The following is a 12,434-nucleotide window of genomic DNA, read 5'->3' as shown; positions in this document are numbered from 1 at the left end:
CTGGCCAGACGCCGGTTCACATTCCCTGCGGACCGCGGTTCATGGCGGCAATGCCGGTGCGGCAGACTTCGATCAAGCCCAGCGGCTTCATGATCGCCACGAACTGATCGATGTTCGAGGACTTGCCGGTGATCTCCAGAATGAAATGCTCGACAGTCGCGTCGACCACCTTGGCGTGGAAGGCATCGGCAAGGCGCAGCGTCTCGGCCCGGGTTTCGCCGGTCCCGATCACCTTGACGAGCGCCACTTCCCGTTCGATCGGGCGCTCCTGCCCGAGTTCGCGAGCACGCACCGTCAAGTCCACGACGCGGTGCACCGGCACGATGCGCTCGAGCTGGGCCTTGATCTGCTCCAGCACATGCGGCGTGCCGCGTGTCACGATGGTAATGCGCGACAGATGCGCCTGATGCTCGGTTTCGGAGACAGTGAGGCTTTCGATGTTGTAGCCCCGGCCGGAGAACAGGCCGATGACGCGGGCAAGGACGCCCGGCTCGTTATCGACGAGAATCGAGAGCGTATGGTTCTCGGCGGCTGCGGTTTCCGGCGAGATGAAGTAGGCGGAGCCTGTCGGCTGTAGATGTGCGTTCATTGTCTTGGCTTCCTCACCTTCGATATCAAACGAGCTGACGGCCCTTGGCGTCGATCGCATTGGCGACCGCTTCGTCCGTGGCTTCGTCCGGCAGCAGCATCTCGTTATGCGCCTTGCCCGATGGGATCATCGGGAAGCAGTTGGCGAGATTGGCAACGCGGCAATCGAGGATGACCGGCTTCTTCACGTCGATCATCTCCTGGATCGTACCGTCGAGATCGTCCGGCTTTTCGCAGCGCAGGCCGACGGCGCCATAGGCTTCGGCCAGCTTCACGAAATCCGGCATCGCCTCCGTATAGGAATTGGATAACCGGTTGCCATGAAGCAGCTGCTGCCACTGGCGCACCATGCCCATGTACTGGTTGTTCATGATGAAGATCTTGATGGGCGCATCGTGCTGGATCGCCGCCGACATTTCCTGGATGCACATCTGGATCGAAGCATCGCCGGCAATATCGATGACGAGGCTATCAGGATGGGCGATCTGCACGCCAAGCGCTGCCGGCAGGCCGTAACCCATCGTGCCGAGGCCGCCTGAAGTCATCCAGCGGTTCGGCTGTTCGAAACCGAAGAACTGCGCCGCCCACATCTGATGCTGGCCGACTTCGGTCGTGATGTAGGTATCGCGGTCCTTCGTCAATTCGTACAGCCGCTCAAGCGCATATTGCGGCATGATGACGTCGTTGCTCTTCGTATAGGCGAAAGAGTTGCGTGCACGCCAGCGGGCGATATTCGTCCACCAGTCGGAAAGCTGGCCCTTCTCCGGCCTCTTCGGCAGAGCACGCCACAGGCGGACCATGTCCTCCAGAACGTGGGCGACATCGCCGCGGATCGGGATGTCGACGCGAACATTCTTGTTGATCGAGGACGGGTCGATGTCGATGTGGATCTTCTTGGAATTCGGCGAGAAGGCGTTGATGCGGCCGGTAATGCGGTCGTCGAAGCGGGCGCCAATGCAGACCATGACGTCGCAATCGTGCATCGCCATGTTGGCCTCGTAGGAACCGTGCATGCCAAGCATCTTCAGCCAGTTCTTGCCGGAGGCCGGATACGCGCCGAGCCCCATCAGCGTCGAGGTAATCGGGAAGTCGGTGAGTTCGACCAGCTCGCGCAGCAGCTTGCAGGCTTCCGGACCGGAATTGACGACGCCGCCGCCGGAATAGATGACGGGACGGCGCGCACTGGCCATCAGCTCGATTGCCGCATGAATCTGGTTGAGATCGCCCTGGAGTTTCGGCTGATAGCTCTTCTGGATCGCATGATCGGCCGGCGGCGTATAGGTGCCGGTCGCGAACTGGATGTCCTTCGGAATATCGACGACGACCGGGCCGGGGCGGCCGGACTGCGCGATGCGGAAGGCTTCATGGATGATGGCAGCGAGCTCGTTGACGTCCTTGACCAGCCAGTTGTGCTTGGTGCAGGGCCGCGTGATGCCGACGGTATCGCATTCCTGGAAGGCATCGGAACCGATGAGCGAGGTCGGTACCTGGCCAGTGAGGCAGACCAGCGGAATGGAGTCCATCAGCGCGTCCTGCAGCGGCGTGACGGCATTGGTTGCGCCCGGACCGGAGGTGACCAGCATGACGCCGACCTTGCCGGTCGATCGGGCATAGCCTTCGGCCGCATGGCCGGCGCCCTGCTCGTGGCGGACGAGGATATGCTTGATCTCCTCCTGCTGGAATATCTCGTCATAGATCGGCAGCACCGCACCGCCCGGATAGCCGAAGAGATGTTCGACGCCGTTGTCCTTCAACGCCCGCAGAACGATCTCCGCTCCTGTCATCCGATTGTCTGGTGTCTGGTTGTCCGTGCCCGTCATGTTTTCTGTTCCGTTTTGACTGCTGGAATTGAGGTCTTCGGTGCGGAAGCCTGGATTTCAGGCATAAAAAAAGGCCCCAGAGGGAGCCTGTCAACTAGCGCATGGGTGGCTGTCGCCGGATGGTTACACCATCCTGCCCATGCGCTTTCCCACCACAATAAGAGCTGCTGCTATTTTCATGGGCGCAATTGATAGACAGAAAATTTCACAGCGTCAACGCTTACCGAAATAAAAAAACGGCGGGCGCCAAAAGATGTAGCGCCGGTTATCCCTTTAAAAAACAAGAGGCCCGAAGGGTTTTGTTAAAGGATAGATCATATGATCGCCTGCTAACGCAGGGAGTAGGCCGTTGCTCAACAACGACTTGCAAACGTCAGGCAAAGCCAGCGAGCAGGATCGCCGCGACAATCTAACCCCCGGGAATCGCTTCCTCGGCCGCGTCGTCGCGTGCAGCGGCTCACGCGCGACCATCGCCGCCGTCGCAGAGGCCGGCGGCACCGATCTCACCGAACTCTGGTCCGTCGGCCGCCTGATTTCGGTCAGCGTCGGCCGGAACCGCGTCGTCGCCCTCGTTTACGCCATGAACACCGGCACGCATGCCTGGGGCGAGGGAGAGGACAACTATTTCAGGATCGAGACCGAGCTGCTCGGCGAAGTCCGCGTCGAGGAAGACGGCCGCGAGGAATTCTCGACCGGCATCTCACGCTATCCCCATCTCGGCGCCATTGCGCACCGCATCCGCGCTGCCGATCTGATGCGCATCTACGACGCTGGCACCGGGACGACGGCGGTCATCGGCAACCTCACCCAGGACGAAAGCATCGATGCGGCGATCCACATCCCCTCGATGCTTTCCAAGCATTTCGCGATCGTCGGTTCCACGGGCGTCGGCAAATCCACGGCCGTCTCGCTGCTTTTGCACAAGGCGATCGAAGCCGATCCGAAGTTGCGCGTCCTGATCCTCGATCCGCACAACGAATTCGCAGCCGCTTTCCCGAAGCATTCGGTCGTCATTGATACCGACACGCTCGATCTGCCCTTCTGGCTGATGCGGCTTGAAGAATTCGCAGAAGTCGTCTTCCGCGGCCGCGCGCCAGTGCCCGAAGAACTCGACATGCTTCGCGACATCATGCCGGACGCCAAGCGCGCCTTTCGCGGCAGCGACAATTCGCTCGTCCGGCGCACCACCGAGAAGAGCTCGATCACCGCCGATACGCCGGTCCCCTACCGCATGGCCGACCTGCTGGCGCTTATCGACGAGCGCATCGGCCGTCTCGAAGGCCGCGCCGAGAAGCCCTTCCTGCGCTCGTTGAAGATGCGCATCATCGCGGCGATCAACGATCCGCGCTACCACTTCATGTTCTCCAACAACACGATCAGCGACACGATCATGGACACCGTGGCGCAGATATTCCGCATTCCCGGCGACGACCGGCCGATCTGCACGTTCCAGCTTTCCGGTATCCCGTCGGAAGTGGTGAATTCGGTCGCCTCCGTCCTGTGCCGCATGGCCTTCGAAATCGGGCTCTGGAGCGACGGCGCCGTCCATATGCTCGTCGTCTGCGAAGAAGCGCACCGCTATGTTCCGGCCGATCCGAACCTCGGCTTCATCCCGACGCGCCAGGCCATCGCCCGCATCGCCAAGGAAGGCCGCAAATACGGCGTCTCGCTCGGCATCATCACGCAGCGCCCCGGCGAACTCGACCAGACGATCCTCTCACAGTGCTCGACGCTGTTTGCCATGCGCCTTGCCAACGATCGCGACCAGGACATCATCCGCTCGGCAATCCCGAATTCGTCGATCTCCACGACGAGCTTCATTTCCTCGATCGGCAACGGTGAAGCGATCGCCTTCGGCGAGGCGATCAGCGTGCCGATGCGCATGCGCTTTTCGCGCGTCGAGCAGCATCTGCTGCCGAAGGCGAACGGGGCGAACGCCAAGCATTCCGACGAGGATCCCGATACGGTCGATCTGCGCAAGATCGTGACGCGCATGCGCGCCGTCAGCGGCGGGCCGGATATTTCGTCTTTCCAGCAAAGCTACAGTGCCGCGCAGAGCGACATGCTGTTCGACGACGAAGAGCCGTCGGAGGATGCTCCCTATGCGGCATCCGTCTCTGCGCCGCCGCTGGCACCGACCGATTCCTATAGGCCGGACATGCTGCCGCGCAGCCATGCGCCGCGCGAGCCGCAAACCGCACCACCGCAAACATCTTTGGACAGCCGCCTGGAAGCTCTCCGGCGAGAGATGCGCCGCGAGGAGACAACGTCCCAGCGGCCGGTGTTCTCTCAAGATCCGGCTGCCAGCCCGCACCGCGAACCCGGCATGTCGCTCCGCGAGAGCATTCTCAAGAAGCCGCTCAGGAGCCTCCATAACAAGGATTGAGGCTCATTGCCCCTGAGATTGCCTGGCTGCAGCGGCAATGACACTCAGGTGGCGCTCTATCAGCGTCAGAAAGGCGACCGTTCCGCAGACCAGAGCGGCGACCACGATGCCGGCGATCGCGCCGAAAATCACTCCGATCACGAACATTCCGGACCCGCCTTGAGCCGAGGCCGCGGTTGCACCGGACAGCGTGAAGAACGCCAGAATGACGATTGCAATCAGAGCATTGATGGAAGCAAGCGTTTTTGCGAGAAAATTATTCATGACATCTCCTGGCCGACGGTTTCCGTTCGCAATGATGATAACGCGCCGACAGACTTGAAGCTTACGCCCTGATCACGGCTGCGGCGATGTCAGGCGCTTCCAGCTTTCGTCCATCTGATTGCGAAACCAGGTCATCTGCCGCTTGGCATATTGCCGTGTCGCAGCAGCACCCTTCTCGATCACTTCGCTGCGCGTCATCTCGCCCTTCAGCATGGCTGCAATCTGCGAAACGCCGATCGCCTTCATCACCGGCATTTCCGATGAAAGGCCGAGTGCCAGCAGCGACTTGACCTCATCTTCCGCACCCTGCTCCAGCATTTTCTCGAAGCGCCCGTTGATGCGCTGGTGGAGCACGGCGCGTTCCGGCAGGACGATGATCTTTTCCGCACGCGCCGGATCGACGATCAGCGGCCCCGCCTGCCCTTGGAAGCGCAGGATCGATTGCCCCGTTGCCCCCAGCACCTCCAAGGCACGCACGATGCGTTGCCCGTCCTGGATGCTGAGACTGCGGGCAGCGGCTGGATCGAGCATGGCCAGTTCGGCATGCAGCGCTTCCGCGCCGTCATTCTGCAGGCGCGCCCGTAGCCGGTTGCGGATGTTTTCCGGTATCGCCGGCATATCCGAAAGGCCGCCTGTCAGCGCCTTGAAATAAAGCCCCGTCCCGCCGACGAACACTGGCAACTGTCCCTTGGCACTCAGATTGGGCAGCAATGCCGTGACATCGCGCAACCAGGTCCCCGTCGAATAGGCAGCGCCTGCCGGCACATGGCCGTACAGATGATGTGGCACGCCCTGCATCTCCGCCTCGGACGGCCGCGCCGTCAGGATGCGCAGCGTGCCGTAGACCTGCATGCTGTCGGCGTTGACAACAGCGCCGCCGTGGCGTTTTGCCAGTTCCACGGCAAGCGCGGACTTGCCGCTGGCGGTCGGCCCGGTTATCAGGATCGCACTTGTTGCGCTCAGAAGGTTTTCCATATGGCTCTCGTTGCCACGCTTGTTGCCAATCCGTCAAATCCCGTACTCACGCCGAGTCTCGCCGAACAGGCTGCCGAAACCGTGAAGGCATCCGGGCTCTACTGGCTGGCAGACGGCATCGCCTGCGATATCGCCCTTCGCGACGGCACCGATACGCAAGCGGCGGAGGCGAATATCCTCGCGGCCATCGCCAGCGCACCGATCGATCTGGTTGTCCAGGAGGCCGAAACGCGCCGCAAGAAACTGCTGATCGCCGACATGGATTCGACGATGATCGGGCAGGAGTGCATTGACGAGCTCGCCGCCGAGGTCGGCCTCAAGGACAAGGTCGCCGCGATCACCGCCCGCGCCATGAACGGCGAGATCGCCTTCGAACCCGCACTGCGCGAACGCGTTGCACTCCTGAAAGGCCTGCCGGTTTCAGTCATCGATGAGGTTATCGCCAAGCGCATCACGCTGACGCCCGGCGGTCCGGAATTGATCGCCACGATGAAATCGAAGGGCTATTATACCGCCCTCGTCTCCGGCGGCTTCACCGTCTTCACCAGCCGGATCGCCGCAACTCTCGGCTTCGACGAAAACCGCGCCAACATTCTTCTTGAAGAGGGAGCCTTGCTCTCCGGCTTCGTCGCCGAGCCGATCCTCGGCAAGCAGGCGAAGGTGGATGCACTCAACGAAATTACCGCAAGGCTCGGTATCTCCACCGAAGACGCAATCGCCGTCGGCGACGGCGCCAACGATCTCGGCATGATCCACCTCGCAGGCTCCGGCGTCGCCCTGCACGCCAAACCCACCGTCGCCGCCGAAGCGAAAATGCGCATCAACCACGGCGATCTGACCGCGCTGCTTTATATCCAGGGCTACCGAAAGACGGATTTTGTGACCCCATGACAGTGATCGCGACGACGGACCGCCTGTTTTTGCGCAACTGGACAGATGCGGACCGACCGCTTTTCCACGAGATAAATTCCGATCCTGAAGTGATGGAATTCTTCGCCTTTCGCCGCGACCGCGCCGAAGCAGATTCGATGCTTGATAATATCCGCGATGCCATCGCCACGGCAGGGCTTGGTTTCTATGCCATGGCACTGAAGGAAACCGATGAGCCGATCGGCTTTTGCGGCCTCTGGAAGCCCGAACTCGAACCGTTCCTGCCGGCAGGCACCATTGAAATCGGCTGGCGTCTTGCGAAACGGCATTGGGGCAAGGGATACGTGACGGAAGCAGGAGAAGCATCACTTCGCCATGGTTTCACCCAGTTCGATCCTCCCGAAATCGTCTCTTTTGCGGTAGCCGACAATCATCGTTCCACCGCCGTCATGCGCCGACTCGGCCTGCATCACGATCCGGACCGCGATTTCGATCATCCCCGCGTTCCCGACACGCATCCGCACCTGAAACGCCACGTGCTCTATGCGATCAGCCGTCAGCAATGGGAACGAAAAATCGGCTGACACCGATTACCCATGCGCGACAGAGACAGGAGAATGTCGTGCTGTTGTCGTGTCGACGTCACCGGCGCAGACACCGGTGCGGAACGGTTCAGCAGTTCCTGAAAGGATCAGCCATTCCGCGCATTGTTATTCCATTGGCACTGCGATGAACCGCAGATCGCCGTTTGCCGAGGCGATCATCAGCTGCGCGTTGCGGCGGCCTTCCTGCTTCAACGACTGCACCTTCGCAGCCACGGCATCCGGCGACTTCATGAATTCCTGGGCGACCTCGACAATCACATCGCCGGCCTTCAGGCCCTTTTCGGCGGCCGCCGAGCCGGGCGCCACCTCCGTCACCACGACGCCGTCCACGCTTTCCGCAATGCCGAAAGTCTTGCGGATCTCGGGGCTGAGCTGCGACAGCGATAGGCCGAGCACATCCTTCGGCGTCCTGGCATCGGGCGTCACCGGCGCCTGCTGATCGGTCTGGCCTTTGCCGTCGGGTGCCGGCTGAACCTGATCCTGATCGGGATTCGGCTCGTCCATGTCGTCGTTCTCCTCAGGATCAGGATTGATCACACCATCCGGAGAGGTATCAGCGTCGTTGGAAGCGGCCTGATCGCTGTCCTCCAGACGACCGAGCGTTACCTTGACAGTCTGCTCCTTGCCGTCGCGCAGGACCACGACGTCAACTTCCTTGCCGACTGGGCTTTCGGCCACGACGCGCGGTAGGTCGCGCATCTCATTGACCGGCTTGCCGTCGAATTTCAGGATGACGTCTCCCGCCTTGATCGAACCGTTGTCGACCGGCCCGCCCTTGATGACACCGGCGACGAGCGCACCCTTGGCGGTATCGAGACCCAAGCTGTCGGCCACGTCGTCAGTGACCGGCTGGATGCGCACGCCGAGCCAGCCGCGGCGCGTTTCTCCGAATTCGCGAAGCTGGTTGACCACGCCCGCAGCAAGCTCCGAAGGCACTGAAAAGCCGATACCGATCGAGCCGCCGCTCGGCGAAATGATCGCCGTGTTGATACCGATCACCTCGCCCTTCATGTTGAAGAGCGGACCGCCGGAATTGCCCTTGTTGATCGCCGCATCGGTCTGGATGAAGTTGTCGTACGGGCCTGCGTTGATATTGCGGCCGCGGCCGGAAATGATGCCGACGGTCACCGACCCGCCGAAACCAAACGGATTGCCGATCGCCATCACCCAGTCGCCGATGCGCATATCGCTGGAATCACCAAACTTCACGGCCGTCAGCGGCGTCCTCGGTTCGACCTTCAGCACCGAAAGATCGGTCTTCGTGTCCGTTCCGATGAGCTTGGCTTTCAGCTTGGTGCCATTGGCAAAATTGACCTCGATGTCGTCTGCGCCCTCGATCACGTGGTTGTTGGTGACGATATAACCCGATGGATCGATGACGAAGCCGGAGCCGAGCGAGCTGACATTGTGGTTGCCGCCCGGGCCGCCCTGCTGCTTATTGAAGAAGTCGTTGAAGAATTCCTGGAACGGCGAGCCGTCCGGTGCGCGCGGCGCCGGGCCGGAACCTTCATCGCCCTTGATGTTCTGCGAGGTGGAGATGTTCACCACCGCATCGAGAAGCCCTTCAGCAAGGTCGGCAACAGAGGCCGGACCATTCAACGGAGGCGTGCTCTGCGCTTCAGCGGCGCCGGTAAGGCCAATATTTGCCAGAAGTGCAACCCCGGCCAGGAGAGCGAGCGATCGTCTGAAGGTCGGGCGTGTCGTGGGGGCCATCAAGCTTCCTCTTATGGGTCAAAGCGGCAGTCTGACCATCAACATAGGGCGGAATGATGGAGCGTGAAATCACCTTTTCGCGAAATCCCGTGCAATCTGCGTCAGCGTCTGACGAACCAGACAAGTACGACACCGAGCACGACGGCGCCAAGTCCGAAGATGCGTAGCTGGCGCTCCGGAACCGTTGGAAGCAGCCGGGCCATCTCGACAAGAAAACGAGGGGCCAGTGCGTAGACCAGCCCCTCGATGATGAGAAAGAATGCGATTCCTGTTAGGAAATCCTGCATCCGGATGCGTCAGTTTGATGGGACCGCAGGTGCCGGGGCTTGAGGTGGAGCCGGAGGCGTCGTGCCGTTGGAATTGTCGAAATACCGGAAGAATTCCGTATTCGGCGACAGCACCAGCGTCGTATCCTGGGACGACAGCGCGGAGGAATAGGCCGCCATCGAGCGGTAGAACTCGAAGAACGACGGATCCTTGCCGAAGGAGTCTGCGAAGATGCGGTTGCGCTCCGCATCGCCCTGACCGCGGATGATTTCCGCATCGCGCTGGGCTTCCGCAGTGATCTCGACCACCTGGCGATCGGCGATAGCCCGGCGCCGCTGGCCCTCTTCGGTGCCCTGCGCGCGCAGCAGCTCGGCCTCGGCGAGACGCTCGGCCCGCATGCGGCCATAAGTCTGCGGCGCCACCTGCTGAGTCAGGTCGGTCCGGCGGATACGCACGTCCTGGATATTGATGCCGAGATTTTCGGCGTCGCCATGCAGGTCGTCGCGCACTTCGAGCATCATCGCCACGCGCTCGTCCGAAAGGGCGGCATCAAAGTCGCGCAGACCGTAGACACGGCGGAGCGACGAATCGAGCTGGGTGCGAAGTCGCGCTTCGGCGGCCTCGCGGTCGCCCGATACCGTCTCGCGGAACTTGCGCACGTCCTTGATGTCGTAGATCACGAAAGCATCGACGTCGAACGTCGAACCGCCGCGAACCTGGACGCGAATATTATCAAGGTCGAAGCGCAGCGCCTGCTTCTCGACGATCTGGACGCGATCGGCATCCATGAAGGCGAGAGGCAGCTTGAAGTAGATGCCCGGCTCCGTCTTCACCGACTGGATCTGGCCGAAGCGCACGACGATTGCCTGCTCGCGCGCATTGACCACGAAGACCGAGGAATAAGCGATGACAAGCACAACGGCGAGCAGGATGATGATAACGGGAAGTCTGTTCGATGTCATGGCTCAACCTCCCTGCTGTGCCGGTTTGCCGATCTCGTTGAGCGGCAGGTAGGGAACGATCCCCTGCTTCTCATCGATCACGACCTTCTTGGAATTCTTCAGCACCTGTTCCATCGTCTCGAGGAACAGGCGCTTGCGGGTCACTTCGGGAGCCTTCGAATATTCTTCGTTGATGGCAGTGAAGCGCTGCGCCTCACCGTCCGCTTCCTTCACGACACGGTCCTTGTAGGCAGCCGCTGCTTCGCGAATCTGGGCCGCGTCGCCGCGTGCCTGGCCGAGCTTCTGGTTGGCATACTGGTTCGCTTCTTCGACGAGGCGCTGCTTGTCCTGTTCGGCGCGCTGCACCTCTTCGAAGGCATCGGCGACATCGCGCGGCGGCGCTACGTCCTGAATAGTGACCGCGGTTACCGCAATGCCCGCATTGTAACGGTCCATCGTGCCCTGCACGATGGCGGCAACCTCCGTTTCGATCGGCTGGCGGTTGTTGCGGAAGGCATCCTGCGCAGGGCGCCGGCCAATGATTTCGCGCATGGCGCTTTCAGCCACCTGCTGCAGCGTTTCGGCCGGGTTTTCGACGTTGAAGAGATAGGCTTTGGGATCGATCACGGTGAAGAAGACCGAGAACTCGACGTTCAGGATATTCTGGTCGCCAGACAGCATGAGACCTGTCGAAGACGAAGCCGACGTCGCGCCGATATTCTGCTGCTGCACCGTCACCTTGACGATCTCGACGGTTTCCATCGGCCAGAGGTGGAAATGCAGCCCCGGCGTCGAAATCTCTTCCTTCGGCTGGCCAAAGCGAAGCTCGACACCACGCTCGTCCGGCTGGACGATGTAGATGCATTGGAAAAGCCAGAAGACGACGAGAACCGCCGCAATAATCACCGCCACGCCGCCGTTGAAACCGCCGGGTACGATATTGCGCAGCTGATCCTGGCCACGCCGGATGATATCTTCCAGATCGGGCGGCCCGCCCCGGCCGCCGCGCGGGCGGTTCGGCCCCTGCCCCCACGGTCCCTGATTATTACCGCCGCCGCCGCCCCATGGGCCGCCGCCGCCATTCTGATTGCTCCAGGGCATCAAAACCTCGTTGTTCGTTAAACTCCCAATCGCATCGTGCCCGCGGGGGCGGCAGGCTTTAAGCGATTGTGACCGTTATAGGTATCGCCGCTGCTGCTTTCAACGCGGCATGAAGAACTTGGCGATATTTATTGATAAATATTTCGTTTTCAGGCGCTGCGGCGCTCATAGACGACGAAGCGCGTCGGATAATTGTCCTTTTCCCCTGCCGGTACATCGATTTCTTCAATTGCCATCCAGGCGGCAGGGTCGATCGAAGGGAAGGATGTGTCGCCCGCAACATGGGTCTGCACATGCGTGACGCACATCCGGTCTGCCAGCGCCATTGCCTGCGCATAGATTTCTCCGCCGCCGGCAATGATGATCTCGGTCTGGCCAGTCTCGCGCGCCAGCCTTTCGGCAATGCCGATCGCCTCGGAAAAAGAACGCGCCATTGTCACATCCGGTTGCTCGATCGTCGCGTGCCGGGAAATCACCACATGCGGGCGTCCGGGCAGCGGCTTGCCAAAACTCTCATATGTCTTGCGCCCAACCACGAGCGGCTTGCCGAGCGTCATCGCCTTGAAGCGCTTGAGATCGGTCGAAAGCCGCCAGGGCATATCGCCGTCGCGTCCGATGACGCCATTTTCGGCCACGGCAACGACGATGGTCTTTCTAATGTCGGACATGAACTTCCTGAGGTTGAAGTGACGGCTTGGCCCGCCGGATCTACCGCCGGGCGGGCCAACAAGCAAGTGACGCTCGATGAAATCCCGTCCACGCCTGCGGGCACGTCCGAATGCGAGATATCGCAATGCAGCATAACCATTTCGTAAACCACGCCGTACGTTTCAATTTTACTCCGGAAAATGCTACGTTAAGTTGAGTTTTATGGGAGACAGAGATCGGCCGAGCCGCATCGACC

At 61.1% G+C, this 12,434-nt stretch carries 12 protein-coding genes; 3 read left to right on the top strand and 9 right to left on the bottom strand.

Going from position 1 to position 12,434, the window contains the following annotated elements; genetic code table 11:
* Window positions 1-16 precede the first annotated feature (16 nt).
* Window positions 17-589, bottom strand: a complete 573-nt coding sequence (gene ilvN / locus A3C3_RS0109800) for an acetolactate synthase small subunit (RefSeq protein WP_028739530.1) — start codon at window positions 587-589, stop codon at window positions 17-19.
* Window positions 590-614: 25 nt separating this feature from the next.
* Window positions 615-2,408 (bottom strand): acetolactate synthase 3 large subunit, encoded by a 1,794-nt coding sequence (locus A3C3_RS0109795; protein ID WP_022714428.1) that lies wholly within the window; start codon window positions 2,406-2,408, stop codon window positions 615-617.
* Between the two features lie 349 nt (window positions 2,409-2,757).
* Between A3C3_RS0109795 and A3C3_RS0109790 the strand changes: the two genes are divergently transcribed.
* The gene (locus tag A3C3_RS0109790) at window positions 2,758-4,794 is read left to right on the top strand and encodes an ATP-binding protein (RefSeq protein ID WP_022714427.1); all 2,037 of its coding nucleotides are present in this window, start codon (window positions 2,758-2,760) and stop codon (window positions 4,792-4,794) included.
* Window positions 4,795-4,797: 3 nt separating this feature from the next.
* Here the strand turns inward: A3C3_RS0109790 and A3C3_RS0109785 are convergent, their stop codons facing one another.
* Complete coding sequence (locus A3C3_RS0109785; protein WP_022714426.1) at window positions 4,798-5,058, bottom strand: hypothetical protein; 261 nt, start codon at window positions 5,056-5,058, stop codon at window positions 4,798-4,800.
* A gap of 72 nt (window positions 5,059-5,130) precedes the next feature.
* Entirely contained in the window at window positions 5,131-6,033 is a 903-nt protein-coding gene (gene miaA, locus A3C3_RS0109780; RefSeq protein ID WP_022714425.1) for a tRNA (adenosine(37)-N6)-dimethylallyltransferase MiaA, read from the bottom strand.
* On the opposite strand from miaA, the gene serB reads away from it, so the two are divergent.
* Both serB and A3C3_RS0109770 read left to right on the top strand, forming a co-directional pair.
* Window positions 6,034-6,924, top strand: coding sequence for a phosphoserine phosphatase SerB (serB, locus tag A3C3_RS0109775; RefSeq protein ID WP_022714424.1), 891 nt, complete (start codon window positions 6,034-6,036; stop codon window positions 6,922-6,924).
* Entirely contained in the window at window positions 6,921-7,487 is a 567-nt protein-coding gene (locus A3C3_RS0109770) for a GNAT family N-acetyltransferase (protein WP_022714423.1), read from the top strand. The genes serB and A3C3_RS0109770 overlap by 4 nt, the downstream gene beginning before the upstream one ends.
* A gap of 126 nt (window positions 7,488-7,613) precedes the next feature.
* Here A3C3_RS0109770 and A3C3_RS0109765 read toward each other — a convergent pair whose 3' ends face one another.
* The 5 genes from A3C3_RS0109765 to A3C3_RS0109745 form a co-directional block, all read right to left on the bottom strand.
* A complete protein-coding gene (locus tag A3C3_RS0109765; protein WP_022714422.1) occupies window positions 7,614-9,221 on the bottom strand; it encodes a DegQ family serine endoprotease in 1,608 nt (535 codons plus the stop codon).
* A gap of 101 nt (window positions 9,222-9,322) precedes the next feature.
* On the bottom strand, window positions 9,323-9,508 hold the full coding sequence (locus A3C3_RS0109760; protein WP_022714421.1) for a DUF2065 domain-containing protein: 186 nt from the start codon (window positions 9,506-9,508) through the stop codon (window positions 9,323-9,325).
* Window positions 9,509-9,517: 9 nt separating this feature from the next.
* The gene (gene hflC / locus A3C3_RS0109755; RefSeq protein ID WP_022714420.1) at window positions 9,518-10,450 is read right to left on the bottom strand and encodes a protease modulator HflC; all 933 of its coding nucleotides are present in this window, start codon (window positions 10,448-10,450) and stop codon (window positions 9,518-9,520) included.
* Between the two features lie 3 nt (window positions 10,451-10,453).
* Window positions 10,454-11,530 carry an FtsH protease activity modulator HflK gene (hflK, locus tag A3C3_RS0109750; RefSeq protein ID WP_022714419.1) on the bottom strand — a complete coding sequence of 359 codons (1,077 nt, stop codon included), beginning with the start codon at window positions 11,528-11,530 and terminating at the stop codon, window positions 10,454-10,456.
* 149 nt (window positions 11,531-11,679) lie between these two features.
* Window positions 11,680-12,198 (bottom strand): dihydrofolate reductase, encoded by a 519-nt coding sequence (locus A3C3_RS0109745; RefSeq protein ID WP_022714418.1) that lies wholly within the window; start codon window positions 12,196-12,198, stop codon window positions 11,680-11,682.
* Window positions 12,199-12,434 lie beyond the last annotated feature (236 nt).

This window comes from Rhizobium mongolense USDA 1844 (genome assembly GCF_000419765.1).
Classification (GTDB): Bacteria; Pseudomonadota; Alphaproteobacteria; order Rhizobiales; family Rhizobiaceae; genus Rhizobium; species Rhizobium mongolense.
Note: the sequence above shows the minus strand (reverse complement) of the source record. Positions and strands in the feature narration are given on the sequence as shown.

What these genes read in the sequence shown, in the direction of transcription:
- ilvN (WP_028739530.1), bottom strand. Translation starts at nt 589, where the DNA reads ATGAACGCACATCTACAGCCGACAGGCTCCGCCTACTTCATCTCGCCG.
- A3C3_RS0109795 (WP_022714428.1), bottom strand. Translation starts at nt 2,408, where the DNA reads ATGACGGGCACGGACAACCAGACACCAGACAATCGGATGACAGGAGCG.
- A3C3_RS0109785 (WP_022714426.1), bottom strand. Translation starts at nt 5,058, where the DNA reads ATGAATAATTTTCTCGCAAAAACGCTTGCTTCCATCAATGCTCTGATT.
- miaA (WP_022714425.1), bottom strand. Translation starts at nt 6,033, where the DNA reads ATGGAAAACCTTCTGAGCGCAACAAGTGCGATCCTGATAACCGGGCCG.
- serB (WP_022714424.1), top strand. Translation starts at nt 6,034, where the DNA reads ATGGCTCTCGTTGCCACGCTTGTTGCCAATCCGTCAAATCCCGTACTC.
- A3C3_RS0109770 (WP_022714423.1), top strand. Translation starts at nt 6,921, where the DNA reads ATGACAGTGATCGCGACGACGGACCGCCTGTTTTTGCGCAACTGGACA.
- A3C3_RS0109765 (WP_022714422.1), bottom strand. Translation starts at nt 9,221, where the DNA reads ATGGCCCCCACGACACGCCCGACCTTCAGACGATCGCTCGCTCTCCTG.
- A3C3_RS0109760 (WP_022714421.1), bottom strand. Translation starts at nt 9,508, where the DNA reads ATGCAGGATTTCCTAACAGGAATCGCATTCTTTCTCATCATCGAGGGG.
- hflC (WP_022714420.1), bottom strand. Translation starts at nt 10,450, where the DNA reads ATGACATCGAACAGACTTCCCGTTATCATCATCCTGCTCGCCGTTGTG.
- hflK (WP_022714419.1), bottom strand. Translation starts at nt 11,530, where the DNA reads ATGCCCTGGAGCAATCAGAATGGCGGCGGCGGCCCATGGGGCGGCGGC.
- A3C3_RS0109745 (WP_022714418.1), bottom strand. Translation starts at nt 12,198, where the DNA reads ATGTCCGACATTAGAAAGACCATCGTCGTTGCCGTGGCCGAAAATGGC.